Origin of the sequence: Streptomyces sp. NPDC090106, assembly GCF_044747265.1 — a bacterium.
Lineage (GTDB): Bacteria > Actinomycetota > Actinomycetes > Streptomycetales > Streptomycetaceae > Streptomyces.
The window spans coordinates 581,974-594,205 of the sequence record NZ_JBIVDS010000005.1 but is presented as its reverse complement, the minus strand read 5'-3'; the positions used below and the strand labels follow the sequence as shown (position 1 = coordinate 594,205).

The window sequence follows — 12,232 nt, the reverse complement described above, 5'->3', positions numbered from 1 at the left end:
ACGTGTGGATCACGGGACGTGGCCGTGCCAGTGGTCGAGCCAGTGGAGGACCTCGTCCTGCATGCGGTCGACGAAGACATGGCCGAGGTCGGGCCAGGTCCTGAGGTGCAACCGCTCCCCGGCGTGGCGGGAGCGCCAGACGGCGCGCAGCCTGTCGTAGGCCGCCTGGACGCCGTCGGGCGGGAACAGCGGGTCGAGCCCGCCGCTGTGGAACAGCATCGGCCTGGGGGCGGCGATGCTCGCCACGTCGGGGAAGTCGAGGAACCGGGGCAGGCCCGGGTGGAGCATGTAGTAAGAGGACTGCCCGCGCAGGGTGTTGTTGCCGGGCACCATCATGTCCCTGAGGCCCGTCATCCAGCAGACGGCCACCGTCGCGGCGACGGTGTCGGTGAGCGCGGCCGTCTGCCAGGCGCGGAAGGCACCCATGGAGAACCCGAGCGTCGCGACCGAGCGCACCCGGGCGAGCCCCGCGAGGAACTCGGCGGCCCGGACGTCCTCCCGGGCCATGAGCCCGGCGAGCGAGGCGCCCAGGTTGAAGTAGTTCGAGGCGAGGGCCTGTTGGTCCTCGTAGGCGATCGGCCCCCGGTCGCCCCAGCCGGGCGCGTCCAGGCAGAGCACGACGTAGCCGCGCCGCGCCAGTTCGTCGCCGACGAACCGTCCGCTGAAGTACCGGTCGGCCCACGCCCGCGCGGAGGCCAGCCGGGTGTCGTCGTACCAGGGCTCGACGAGTTTCTCCTTGCCGATGTCGAACCTGGCCCCGTGGTCGTGGAACAGGAGCACCGCGGGGAAGGGTCCCGGGCCGTGCGGGGTGAGCAGGGCGCCGCGCACCCGCTCGTACCGGGTGAGCGAGAGGGTCACCGACTCCCTCGTGTAGGTGGCGGTTCGGGACGTGTCGGCGTACTCGGGGGCGTACGGGGTGCCGTGCTGCCGGTCGGTCAGCAAGTGCCGCTCGACCGTCGCGCGGGCGGCGCGCCGCCACTCGCCGAAGTCGCGGATCGGTGAAGTGCCCCAGGCCAGCGGGAAGTCGAGCTCCTTCTTCAGCGCCGGGTAGAGGCCGTCAGGGGTGCTCATGGGGGCGCCAGTCGCCGAGATAGGTCTCCTTGGTGTGCGCCCGCGCTTCCTCGGCGGTGAGTTGGGGCCGGTTCTCCGGGACGGTGATCACCGCGCCGGGGCCGGTGTTGCCGTACTCCCTGAACCGCATGGTCTGCCAGGGGTACTGCACCCGCATGTCGGTGTAGGGCGCGACGGGGTCGATGCCGGGGCCGATCCAGCTGTCGCGCACGACGAGGGAGGGCCAGGCGGTCGTCTCGTACGACGGCACCCACGGGCGGGCCAGCTTGTACGCGGCGTCCTCGGCGCCCGAGGTGATACGGGAGCGGATCGCGAGGAGGCCGCGGGGGTTGGCGCGGGCGGTGGACGGGGCGAAGACCATGCCCTTGGGGGTGAAGGCGACGTCCCGTTGCAGGGTGTGGAACCGGCAGTCCTCGAAGACGGCGGTGGCCCGCCCGAAGACGAAGTCGACGTCGCCCTCGATGTGGCAGTGCCTGAAGTACTGCCGGTCGAAGGAGTCCAGGGCCGTCGTCTCGACGAACAGGGTGTCCTGGTGGGCGAGGAGACGGACGTTCTCGAAGTGGGTGCGGTCGCCGTAGGTGTACGCGGCGACCGCCTGGGTGCCGGTGATGTCGGGGTGGTCGGCGCGCAGCCAGTCGTTGGCGAGCGTGAGGTCGCGGACGGTCAGCCCCGGTGCCGCCGAGGTGAAGGTGGCCGAGCCCGCGGTGCCGTAGGTGCCCGAACCGTCGGGCTTCTGGGTGCCGTTGGCGTTGTCGAAGACGATGACGGTGTCCCGGGCGCGGCGGGTGGCGCCGCGGATCGTCAACCCGGCCCTGTCGGCGGGCACGTTGACGACCTCGCGGTAGGTGCCCGGGTGGACGACGACGGTCCGGCCGGGTCCGGTCGCCGCGTCGACGGCTGCCTGGACGGAGTCGCCGGGGCGGACGTGCAGGACCGGGCCGGTGTGCGCCCGCGCGGGGGCCGCCGCGACGGCCGTCAGCCCACCGGTCAGGCCTGCCAGCAGGGTGCGTCTGCGCATCTCAGCACTCCCCCTTCCATGGTTCCCAGTCCCCGAGGTAGGCCTCACGGGTCGCCGACTCGGCCTGTTCGTAGGTGAGTTGGGGCCGGTTCTCCGGGACGGTGACGGCGGCGCCTGGGCCGAGGTTGCGGTACTCGGCGAAGCGCTGGTTCTGCCACGGGAAGGCGTCGGACATGTTGGCGTAGGGCGCGACCGCGTCGATGCCGGGACCGAGGTGGGTGTCCCGGACGGTCAGGGCGGGCCGGGCGGTGGTGTCGGAGCTGGGCACCCAGGGGCGGGCCAGCTTGTAGTAGGCGTCCGGGGCCTCGCCGCTGACGCGCCCGCGGGTGACCAGGTAGCCGAGCGGGTTGGCGCCGGCCGTGGATGGCGCGAAGACGAAGCCGTAGGGCGCGGAGGCCAGGTCGGTGCGGTCCAGGGTGCGGAAGTGGCAGCGCTCGAAGACGGCGGTGCCGCGCCCGAAGACGAAGTCGACGTCGCCCTCGACGTAGCAGTGCGCGAAGTACTGGCGGGCGAAGACGGTGAGCGCCGAGGAGTCGGCGTACAGGGTGTCCTGGTGGCCGAGGAACCGGCAGTGGTGGAAGGCGGAGCGGTCGCCGAGGACCTTGATCGCGACGGCCTGGGTGCCGGAGACACCGGGGTGGTCGGCGCGCAGCCAGTCGTTGGCGAAGGTGATCCAGCGGGCGGTGAACCCGTCGGGCCGGACCAGGGTGGTGGCCGAGCCGGTGGTGCCGTAGGTGCCGGAGCCGTCGGGCTTCTGGGTGCCGGCCGCGTTGTCGTAGACGATGACGACGTCACGCGGGTCCTCGCTCGCGCCGATCCAGGTCAGTTCGGTGGCGGTGGCGGGGACGGCGACCGTCTCCCGGTAGACGCCGGGGGCGATGACCAGGGTCTGGCCGCTCGCGGCGGCGGTCACGGCGGCCTGGACGGTGGTGTGGTCGCCGCGCCCCTGGGCGTCGACGTACAGCGTGGCCGGGGTGAGCCGGGCCGCCGGTGAACCGAACCGGCCGAAGGGCGACCGGGTGCCATGGGCCCGGGCGGGGGCCGCCGTGAGGCTCAGCGCCGCGGCGGCGCCGGTGCTCACGAGGAGGAATACCCTTCTGGAGAGCGGGAGTTGACGGTGGGGCGAGGGCATGCGGGGGCTCCTTGGATGCGGGTCGGTCTAGGGGGTGTTGCGAGAGTCCTGTGCGGTGCCCGCGGTGTTCGGTGCGTGGCCTCGGTGTGCCGGACGAAGGCCCTCGTAGCGGAGCTACGAGGGTCTTCGTCCGGTGCGGCGAGGGCGCGTGCCGGGCGCCGCGGGTGCTGTGCGGGACTCTCGCAACACCCCCTACGGGTCTTCCTCGCCGTGGGGGGTGGGGGCCGGGGCGGACGCACTCCGGAAGGTGAGTGCGGTGCGGACCGCCCCGGCCGCTCAGGGGGTGCGCGGGGCGCGGATCAGCAGACGCGTCCGGCGCCCGCGCCGCGGTCGACGATGCCGGGGACCTTCCGGACCGGGTCGACCTCGGTGCGCAGGGTCGGGGTCCAGCCGGCGCCGGACTCCAGGGTCTCGGCGGGGATCTCGGCGTTGTGCACGGCGATCAGGTCGGTGAGTTCGCCGTTGACCCAGTTGTCCGCGGCGGTCAGCGGGGAGACGTTCCACCGCTTGAGCACCTTGGCCGCGCTGACGCCCTCGGGGAGCGTGAACGCGTTGTGCTCGGCGACGAGTTGGGACTCCTTGCCGACGCCGAAGCTGTAGGAGTAGTCGTCGGCGGCGACGAAGTGGTTGTTGTAGGAGTCGACCTGCCCGAACCGCACCCGGGGCGCCCGCTCGACGAGGTGCGAGAACAGGTTGTGGTGGAAGGTGACCTTGAGCTTGCCGCGGTCCCCGACGGCCGTGGACTCGCTGTCGCTGTTGCCGATCAGGATCGTCTTGTCGTGCTCGGTGAAGACGTTCCAGGAGGCGGTGACGTAGTTCGCGCCGCGCACGATGTCCAGCTCGCCGTCGTGCTGCTGGTAGAGCATGCCGAAGTAGGTGGGCGCGACGCTGTCGGGGTGGGCACCGTCGGTGAACGTGTTGTGGTCCAGCCACACATGGGTTGCGCCGTAGACGACGGCGGTGTCGTACTCGGAGTTCCAGTTGCCGCTGGAGCCGTCGGTCGGGTCCCACTGCGGGAAGCAGTCGATCGGGCTCTCGAAGGCCAGATTGCGGACGATGACGTTGTCGACGGCCTTGATCTGGAGGCTCGCGCCCTTGATCCCGGCGTTCTTGCCGATGCCGATGATGGTGGTGTTGGAGGGGACGTTCGCCTTGATCGCCTTGTCCTGGGCGGCCTGGGAGACACGGCGGAGCCCTTCGGGGCTGTCGTCGGGCTCGGCGCTCAGATCGGTGTCCAGGCCCCAGGTCTCGGGGGCGTACGCGGCGAGGTAGGCGTCGAAGTCGTAGCCGTCGGCGGCGAAGGCGTCGCACCCTTCCGACACGGCGTCGATGGTCCCCTTGACCTTGATGATCTTCGGCGCGTCGCCCCCGGCCGCCAGGGCGGCCTTGAACCCGGCCCAGTCGGTGACGGTGTAGACGTGCGCGGCGTCGGCGGCGGAACCGCCGGTGGTGCCGGTCCCCTCCGAGGCCCAGCCGTCGTTCGCCGGGAGCACCTGCCGGGCGACATCGGCCCGGCCGCCCGCCTCGGCGCTGGGGCCGGTCACGGTCAGCACGAGCGCGGTGCAGCCGACGAGGGCGGCGGCACGGGCGGCCATGGCATGCCCATGCCAGATCTGTGTGTTCATGGTGCGGCTCTCTCTTCTCGGTACGGGGGGTGGGTGCTCTTCTCGGTGTGGGGGGACGCTGCCCGGCGCGGGGGTGTCCCCGCGGGGCGGACCCGCTAGGCGGTGGCCTCCGGCCAGGTGATCCAGGACGTGGGGATCTCGTCGTCGAGCCGGCACACGTCCCTGGGACGCAGCACGCGCGTCCGCAGCGACTCCCTCACCACCAGCCGCGCCACGGCGATCGCCCCCGGCGGGTTGAAGTGCGTGTTGTCCTGCTCGGTCCCGGTCCAGTTGAAGTACGTCTTCGTCTCCTCGACGCCCAGCTCCTGCCACAGGGCGAGCGACAGCGCCTGGACGTCGAGCAGCGCCACGCCCTCCTCCGCGGCGAGCGCCCGCATCGCCGCCGGGTACTCCCCGTGCGTCGGTACGGCGTTCCCGTCCGCGTCGAACCTGCGGCGCTCGACCGGCGTGACCAGCACCGGACGGGCGCCGCGGGCGCGGGCGCCGTCGACGTACAGCCGCAGGTGGTCCTGGTAGGTGGTCCAGGGCTCGGTGTAGCGGGTCGGGTCGGCGGACTTCTCGTCGTTGTGCGCGAACTGGATGTACAGGAAGTCGCCGGGGCGGATCACCGCGAGGATGGCGTCGAGCCGGCCCTCGTCGACGAAGGACTTCGAACTCCGCCCGTTCACCGCGTGGTTGGCGACGGACAGACGGCGGTGCAGGAAGAAGGGGAGCGCCATGCCCCACCCGGTCTCGGGCGCGGCGTCGGCGTACTTCTGGGCGGCGGTGGAGTCACCGGCGAGGTAGAGCGTGCGCGGGCGGTCGGCGGCCTCGGCGGTCCCGCCCGCCGCGAGGGCGAGAGGGACGGCGGCGAGCGCGGCGCCGGTGACCTGTCTGCGGGTGAGTGACACGGGGGTGCCTTTCCGGCGGGGTGGAGTTGCTCGGCCCGAGGGCGCGGGGCGGAGCCGCGGGAGCGGCTCCGCCGCGGGGGTGTGGCTAGCCGTTCTGCTGCTTCCACTCGGCCTGCGCCTCGTCGAGCTGCTCGGCGAGGGTGTCCAGGAAGTCCTTCGCGCTCATCTTCCCGAGCAGCACCTTCTGGAAGTTCGGCTCGTTGTCGGCCTTCGAGATGGTGCCCCAGTCGGGCAGGTAGTAGGGCAGCTGGACGATCGTCGTGGAACCGTCCGTGAGCGCGGCGGCGGCCAGCTTCGTCGGCTCCGCCTGGGAGATCCACGGGTCGCCGGCGGCCTCGTTGTTGGCGGGCACCTGTCCGGCGGACTCGTTGAACTTCGAGTTCTCCGTGTGGGAGACGGCGAACTCGATGAACTTCCAGGCGGCCTCCTTGTTCTTGGAGCTCTTGAACAGCCCGATGCCGTCGACCGGGTTGGAGACCTGGACCCGCTTGCCGTCGGCACCGGTCGGCTGCGGGATGCCGCGGAACTTGCCGACACCGAACGCCTTCACATGGTCCTGGTAGGAGCCCAGGTTGTGGTTGAGCATGCCGATGGTGCCGGAGTCCCACTGCGCGACCATCTTGGTGAAGTCGTTGTTGAGGTCGGCGGACGGCGTGACCTTCTTGAACAGCGCGGCGTACTTCTCCAGCGCCGCCACGTTCTTCGGGTCGTTGACGGTGGTCTTGTCACCGTTCCAGAAGGAGGTGATGCCGCTCTGGCCGTACATCGCGTCGAGGGCCTGGGCGATGGAGCCGGCGCCGCCGCGGATGGTGTAGCCGAACTCGTTCTTCTTGGCGTCGGTGAGCTTGTCCGCCGCCGTGTAGAACTTGTCCCAGGTGGTCGGCTCGTCCAGGCCCGCCGCCTTGAACAGGTCGGTGCGGTAGTACAGGACGCCGTTGTTGGCGGAGGTCGGGATCGAGTAGAGGGTGCCGTCACCGCCGCCGGCCGCCTTCAGGGACTCGACCATGTCCTCGTTGAGCTTGCCGCTCAGGGAGGACTTGGAGAGCCGGTCGTCTAGCGGGTCCAGCGCGTTCTGGGCGGAGAAGCCGGCGAGCATGGCCGCGCCGACGCCGCCGACGTCCGGCAGGCCGCCGCCCTGGATCGCGGTGTCGACCTTGGACTGGTAGTCGGTGGAGGCGATCCCGACGTACTCGACGTCGATGCCCGGGTTCGCCTTCTCGAAGTCGGCGATGATCTCCTTCCAGACGTCGGTGCGGACACCGCCGTTGTTGTCCCAGAAGACGATCTTGCCCTTGCCGCTGCCCTCGTCGCCCTTGTCGCCGCCGGTGCCGCTGCCGTCGTCACCGCAGGCGGTGGCGGTCAGGGCGAGGACGGATCCCAGGGCGACGGCCACGGCGGCACGCCTGCTTCTGCGAATGCTGATCTTCATTGGTCGGCTCTCTCTTCTGGATCCAACTGAGCTGTGAAGTTGTGGGGGTCAGTGACCGATCCGCCGCTGCGGGCCGGAGAAACGGGCGAGCAGCGCGGGCACCGCGGCGGCCGGGTCCAGCCGGTAGTCGTAGAACTCCCGCGGATCGAAGGCCGCGCCCCACTCGTCGGTGCGTCCGGCCGTGTTGCGCAGGATCGACCCGCGCTGCACCAACTCGGCGGTGGCGTCGGCCTGGTAGGGGTGCTGGACACCGTCGTAGTAGCTGTTCTCGATGACCATCCGGGTCCGTCCGCGCGACCAGTTCCCGTACGTCCACACCGGGTCCCCGTCGGCGACCTGGGACGACAGGTAGTTGTTGTAGAGGTGCGCGTAGGCGCAGTTGTCGGCGGAGGGGTTGCGCTGCTTGGTGCCGGTGAACCAGTTGTGGTCGATGGTGATCTGGGTGAGCGTGTTGCTCGTCCAGCCGATCCCGAACGCCTTGTTGTGGTCGCGGAAGCGGTTGTAGGAGACGGTGACGTACTGGCTGTCCTTGCGGATGTCGAGCAGCCCGTCGCCCATGTGCTCGAAGGTGTTGTGGTCGATCCAGACGTGGTCGGCGGTGTCCATCTGGATCGCGTCGAAGTCGGTGGTCTTGCCGTCCCAGTCGCCCTCGACGTACGAGTCCCTGATCGTCAGGTTGCGGATGATCACGTTGCTCGTGCCGGGGTTCAGATGCAGTTCCCCGTGCACGATCGCGCCCGAGTCGCCGACCCCGATGACCGTCTTGTCCGAGGCGACCACGATGTCCGAGCCGAACGGCTCGACGGCGACGGCCCCGGACACCCGGATGACGTACGGCTCCTCGGCCGCCGCGTACCGCGCGAGGGAGGCCTGGTCGGTGACCGTGACGACCTTCCCGCCCGCTCCGCCGGTGGTGCCGCCCGCGAGGGAGGCGAAACCGTGGGGGGTGTCGGTCCAGCGGGAGACGGCCGCGGTCCGCGGGGCCGAGGGGGCGTCGGCCCGCGCCTCCACCGCGCCGAGCCCCAGCGCGGCCACCAGGCCGAGCACGGCGGCGAGCACGGCGCCGCGGCGACCGGTGGACCTCGGTGGTGGCGGGCGTGTGCCGAGGAGTTGCGTCATTGCGGCTCCCAAGTGGCTTACGTGCGGGACGGGTTGCGGGTGGGACCGGATTGCGGATGGGACCGGGTTGCGGGTGGGACCGGATTGTGGGTGGGACCGGATTGCGGGTGGCGCTGGTGATCGATGGCGCTGGTGACGGGTGGGACCGGGTCCGGTGGCGGCCGGTCCTACGGGGAAGTGATCCTGAAGCGCGAGAAGGTTGCCGCCCCGGCGTGCCCGTTTCCCTCGGGTGCGAGGGCGACGAGGCCGAGCAGGGCGCCGACCCAGCGCCAGGGCGTGGCGGCGAAGACGGGGCCGGAGGGGCGCGGGCCGTCGCCGGTGTCGAGGAGGAAGCGGCAGCGGGCGCCGGCACCGATCTCGACGCGCAGCCGGACCCGGCCGTCCGGGGCGGGCCGCGGACGGTCCGCGTCCCGCTCGCGTTCGGCGACGCTCTCGGCGAACCGGTGGACGACGTGCACGGCCCCATCGGTGCCCCGCTGGAGCCCGATCCAGCTGAACGCGTCGCCGAGCACGGCGAGTCCGGCGCGGGCCCCCGGTTCCTCGCTGTCGAGCCGCAGGTCCACCTCCACCACCGCCGGCCTGCCGGGCAGGCGCTGGGTGAGGACGTGGGGCAGGGTGCGCAGGTCGTGCGCGCGGGGCGTGCGGACACAGGTCAGCCGCAGTCCGTCCGCGGAGTGCTGGGTGGCCCAGCCGTCGCGCGGGTTGGCGGTCCACGACCACTGACGGCCGAAGCGTCCGCCGGGGAAGTCGTCGTCGGTGGCGGGCGCGGCGGGCGGCTGCGGCGGCAGTGCGGGCCGGGTGTGCACGGCGACGGGAGCGCCGTCGTCGCCCACCACCGGCCAGCCGTCGGCGCCCCAGCGCAGGGGCTGGAGATGGACGACCCGGCCGTAGGCGCCGCGCTGCTGGAAGTGCAGGAACCAGTGCTCGCCCGCGGGGGTGTCCACCCAGGCGCCCTGGTGGGGGCCGTTGACGTCGGTGTCCTTCTGCTCCAGGACGATCCGCTCCTCGTAGGGCCCGAAGAACTCGCGGGAGCGGAAGGCGCCCTGCCATCCGGTGTCCACTCCCCCGGCGGGGGCGAGGATCCAGAACCAGCCGTCGTGCCGGTGGATCTTGGGGCCCTCCAGGGTGAACCAGCCGGGTATCCGGTCGCCGTCGACGATCACCTTGCCCTCGTCGAGGAGCGTGCCGCCGTCGGGGCTCATCCGGTGGCCGGTGAGACGGTTCTTGACGCCGGAGCGGGACTTTGCCCAGGCGTGCACGAGATATGCCTCGCCGGTCTCCTCGTCCCACAACGGGCAGGGGTCGATCAGGCCCTTGCCGGCCTTGACGAGGTGCGGCCGGCTCCAAGGTCCTCTGATCTGCGGGGCGTTGACCTGGTAGATACCCGCGTCGGGGTCGCCCCAGAAGATCCAGAACCGGTCGTCGTGGTGCCGCAGCGCCGGTGCCCAGACCCCGCAGTCGTGCCGTGGGACGGCGAACTCGGCGGCCGGCGCGAGGCGTTGGAGGGCGTGGCCGATGAGGGTCCAGTTGACCAGGTCGCGGGAGTGCAGCAGGGGCAGGCCCGGGACCCGGCCGAAGCTGGACGCGGTGAGGTAGAAGTCGTCGCCGACGCGGATGACGTCCGGGTCGGACCAGTCGGCGTCGAGGACCGGGTTGGTGTACGTGCCCTCACCGGTGGCGGCGCCGGTCACGCGGCGGGGCCCGGTGGTGTCCGTGTCGCGGCCGGTGCTCACAGGCTCACCGCCTTGCGGACGAGGGCCGCCGCCGCACCCCGGTCGAGGCGTCCGTCCGCGACGACGGTGACGACCCGGCGTACGACGGTGTCGCCCGGGCCGATCGGCAGCCGCTCGGTGTGCGCGAGCGACGAGCCGACGCCCGGGTACTCGGCGGTGCGCACGAACCACGGGTCGCGGCGCGTCTGTTCGGTGGCCCCGGCGAAGACGAGGGTCCAGGTGGCCCCGGCGAGGGCCAGCCAGTCGGCGCGGTGACCGTGCGCCGCGGCCTCGCCCTCGGTGTCCTGGGTGAACACCTCGGGGGCCCGCGCCTCCTTGCGTGCCCGCCAGAAGAAGCCGCCGTACGCGGCGCCGGGGCGGCCGTTGGTGGCCGGGCTGCCGATCGACAGGGCGCCCTGGGTGACGTTGGTGAGCGAGAACGTGAAGTCCAGCGCCCAGGCGGTGTCGGTGAGTTCGGTCGCGGCGACCGTACGGCGTTCGCGCAGCAGCTCGTTGCCCGCGGCGACCCAGCGCAGCTCCTCCACGAAGCCGTCGGGGTCGCGGAGCTGGAACATGGTGTGGCGCTGCGCCCCGTGGTTGTCGAGCTCGGTGGGGCCCTGGTCGCGGACGTAGGTGCGCCCGCCCCAGAAGTTGAACCCCTCGACGTCGGGAACGGCGACACCGACGCCGAGGTGGTGGGGATGGTCGGCAGGGCTGAGTTCGGTGACCGCCGTGCCGGACAGGGTGGTGACGGGGTGGAGGTAGGGGCGCGGCGAGAGCCGGGGGGCCAGCTCGGGCCGGATGGCGTAGCGGCCGACCGGGCGGCTCGCGACACGCAGGACCGGGGAGTCGTTGGCCGTCATGGGCTGCTCACCTCTTTCGGTAGCGCCCAGGGGGCGCCCAGTTCGGAGTACAGGGCGAGGGTGTCGGCACTGGCGGTGACGAGGGCGTCGACGCCGGGGACGACGCGGCGGTCCGCCTCCGGGGCCGCTCCGGGGATCAGGTGCCAGGCGGTGCCGGGCAGCGGGGCCGGGTCGGGGGCGGTGCGGATCGCCTCGACGACCTTCATGAAGGCGCCCGTGTCGTCCGGGGGGACCAGGAGGGCGGTGCCGTCGGTGAGGTGGTCGACGAGGTTCTCCAGCAGGTCGGCGCGGCCGTAGCGGAGTTCCTCGGGGCCGTGTCCGGCGCGCTGGAGCAGGACGCGGTCCTGCTTGTACCAGAAGGTGATCCGGCCGCGGTCGCCGTGCACGAGGACGTACGGGTCGTCCGGGTGCTCGGCGCACAGGGTCGCGGCGACGGTGACCGGGCGGCCCTGCGCGGTGGTGACGCGGACGCAGGAGGTGTCGTCGGACTCGATGGCGTTGGCGCGCAGCAGTTCGGTCTCGATGGCGGTGACGTCCTCGGCGCGCGTCGAGCCGTTCAGGGCGAGGCCGGTGGCGACAGCGTGCGCGAGGGGGTTGGTGAGGGCGCCGTCGACGACGTCGACGCCGTTCAGGCGCCGTCTGCCGGCCCAGGGGGCGCGCCGGTAGTAGGACTCGGGACGGCTCCAGGCGCCGGCGCCGCCGATGCCGGTGACCTCGCCGACCGCGCCGTCCTCGACGAGCCGCCGGATCGCGGGCACGGCGTGCGAGCCGAGCGACTGGAAGCCGATCTGGCACACGGCACCGGCCGCGGCGACTCCGTCGGCCATGCGGCGGAACTCGGCGTAGGACGGGGCGGGCGGTTTCTCCAGGAGGAGGTGGACACCGCGCCTGGCCGCCACGAGGGCGAGGTCGGTGTGGGTCGGGATGGGTGTGCAGATCACGGCGATGCGGGCGCCGGTCCGGTCGAGAAGCGTGCCGAGGTCGGCGTCCTGATCCGGTGTGCCGAGCCCTTCGGGAATCTCGCCCTCGGCCAGCGGCGTCAGTTCGCAGACACCGGCCAGCCGCACGATCCCCTTGTCCTGGAGCCGGCGGATGTTGTCCAGGTGCCAGCGCCCGTGTCCGCGCGCGCCCGCCAGCACGATGTCGACCGTACTCATACCGACCTCCCGGCCTCGGCGCCCCGCGCCGCCCCGCGGCCGGCGCTCCGGGCGCTGTGGATCTCCGCCAGCAGGCTAGAAGCCCGCCCCGCCCGCACCGGGCACCCGACGCGCGTCCCGCACCCGCCGACCGTGTGACCGGGGGCCGCGGAATACGAGGACATGGGCCCCACAGGCCCCGGGCGACCGGAGGTCACGAGGCACGAAGGCATGAGT

9 protein-coding genes and 1 pseudogene are annotated in these 12,232 nt (G+C 72.1%); all 10 read right to left on the bottom strand.

What is annotated here, in order from left to right:
* Positions 1–9: 9 nt before the first annotated feature.
* The 10 genes and pseudogenes from ACIPSE_RS19725 to ACIPSE_RS19680 all read right to left on the bottom strand — a co-directional run bounded on the left by ACIPSE_RS19725 (position 10) and on the right by ACIPSE_RS19680 (position 12,016).
* Positions 10–1,071 carry a dienelactone hydrolase family protein gene (locus ACIPSE_RS19725; RefSeq protein ID WP_401664321.1) on the bottom strand — a complete coding sequence of 354 codons (1,062 nt, stop codon included), beginning with the start codon at positions 1,069–1,071 and terminating at the stop codon, positions 10–12.
* A complete protein-coding gene (locus ACIPSE_RS19720) occupies positions 1,058–2,089 on the bottom strand; it encodes a pectinesterase family protein (RefSeq protein ID WP_401664320.1) in 1,032 nt (343 codons plus the stop codon). The genes ACIPSE_RS19725 and ACIPSE_RS19720 overlap by 14 nt, the downstream gene beginning before the upstream one ends.
* Position 2,090: 1 nt before the next feature.
* On the bottom strand, positions 2,091–3,221 hold the full coding sequence (locus ACIPSE_RS19715) for a pectinesterase family protein (RefSeq protein ID WP_401664319.1): 1,131 nt from the start codon (positions 3,219–3,221) through the stop codon (positions 2,091–2,093).
* A gap of 299 nt (positions 3,222–3,520) precedes the next feature.
* Positions 3,521–4,846, bottom strand: a complete 1,326-nt coding sequence (locus ACIPSE_RS19710) for a polysaccharide lyase family 1 protein (RefSeq protein ID WP_401664318.1) — start codon at positions 4,844–4,846, stop codon at positions 3,521–3,523.
* Between the two features lie 95 nt (positions 4,847–4,941).
* Positions 4,942–5,736, bottom strand: a complete 795-nt coding sequence (locus tag ACIPSE_RS19705) for a rhamnogalacturonan acetylesterase (protein ID WP_401664317.1) — start codon at positions 5,734–5,736, stop codon at positions 4,942–4,944.
* An 85-nt stretch (positions 5,737–5,821) separates the two neighbouring features.
* On the bottom strand, positions 5,822–7,165 hold the full coding sequence (locus tag ACIPSE_RS19700) for an ABC transporter substrate-binding protein (protein WP_401664316.1): 1,344 nt from the start codon (positions 7,163–7,165) through the stop codon (positions 5,822–5,824).
* Positions 7,166–7,219: 54 nt separating this feature from the next.
* A pseudogene (locus tag ACIPSE_RS19695) lies at positions 7,220–8,284 on the bottom strand (polysaccharide lyase family 1 protein); the annotation flags it as partial.
* Positions 8,285–8,451: 167 nt separating this feature from the next.
* Positions 8,452–9,975 carry a family 43 glycosylhydrolase gene (locus tag ACIPSE_RS19690; RefSeq protein ID WP_401664459.1) on the bottom strand — a complete coding sequence of 508 codons (1,524 nt, stop codon included), beginning with the start codon at positions 9,973–9,975 and terminating at the stop codon, positions 8,452–8,454.
* A 38-nt stretch (positions 9,976–10,013) separates the two neighbouring features.
* Complete coding sequence (locus tag ACIPSE_RS19685) at positions 10,014–10,859, bottom strand: PmoA family protein (protein ID WP_401664314.1); 846 nt, start codon at positions 10,857–10,859, stop codon at positions 10,014–10,016.
* Positions 10,856–12,016, bottom strand: a complete 1,161-nt coding sequence (locus tag ACIPSE_RS19680) for a Gfo/Idh/MocA family protein (RefSeq protein ID WP_401664313.1) — start codon at positions 12,014–12,016, stop codon at positions 10,856–10,858. Before ACIPSE_RS19680 ends, ACIPSE_RS19685 begins: the two co-directional genes overlap by 4 nt.
* Positions 12,017–12,232: the final 216 nt, after the last annotated feature.

Excerpts from the sequence above, each read along its gene's own strand:
- ACIPSE_RS19700 (WP_401664316.1), bottom strand. The coding sequence starts at position 7,165 with ATGAAGATCAGCATTCGCAGAAGCAGGCGTGCCGCCGTGGCCGTCGCC.
- ACIPSE_RS19720 (WP_401664320.1), bottom strand. The coding sequence starts at position 2,089 with ATGCGCAGACGCACCCTGCTGGCAGGCCTGACCGGTGGGCTGACGGCC.
- ACIPSE_RS19680 (WP_401664313.1), bottom strand. The coding sequence starts at position 12,016 with ATGAGTACGGTCGACATCGTGCTGGCGGGCGCGCGCGGACACGGGCGC.
- ACIPSE_RS19710 (WP_401664318.1), bottom strand. The coding sequence starts at position 4,846 with ATGAACACACAGATCTGGCATGGGCATGCCATGGCCGCCCGTGCCGCC.
- ACIPSE_RS19685 (WP_401664314.1), bottom strand. The coding sequence starts at position 10,859 with ATGACGGCCAACGACTCCCCGGTCCTGCGTGTCGCGAGCCGCCCGGTC.
- ACIPSE_RS19715 (WP_401664319.1), bottom strand. The coding sequence starts at position 3,221 with ATGCCCTCGCCCCACCGTCAACTCCCGCTCTCCAGAAGGGTATTCCTC.
- ACIPSE_RS19725 (WP_401664321.1), bottom strand. The coding sequence starts at position 1,071 with ATGAGCACCCCTGACGGCCTCTACCCGGCGCTGAAGAAGGAGCTCGAC.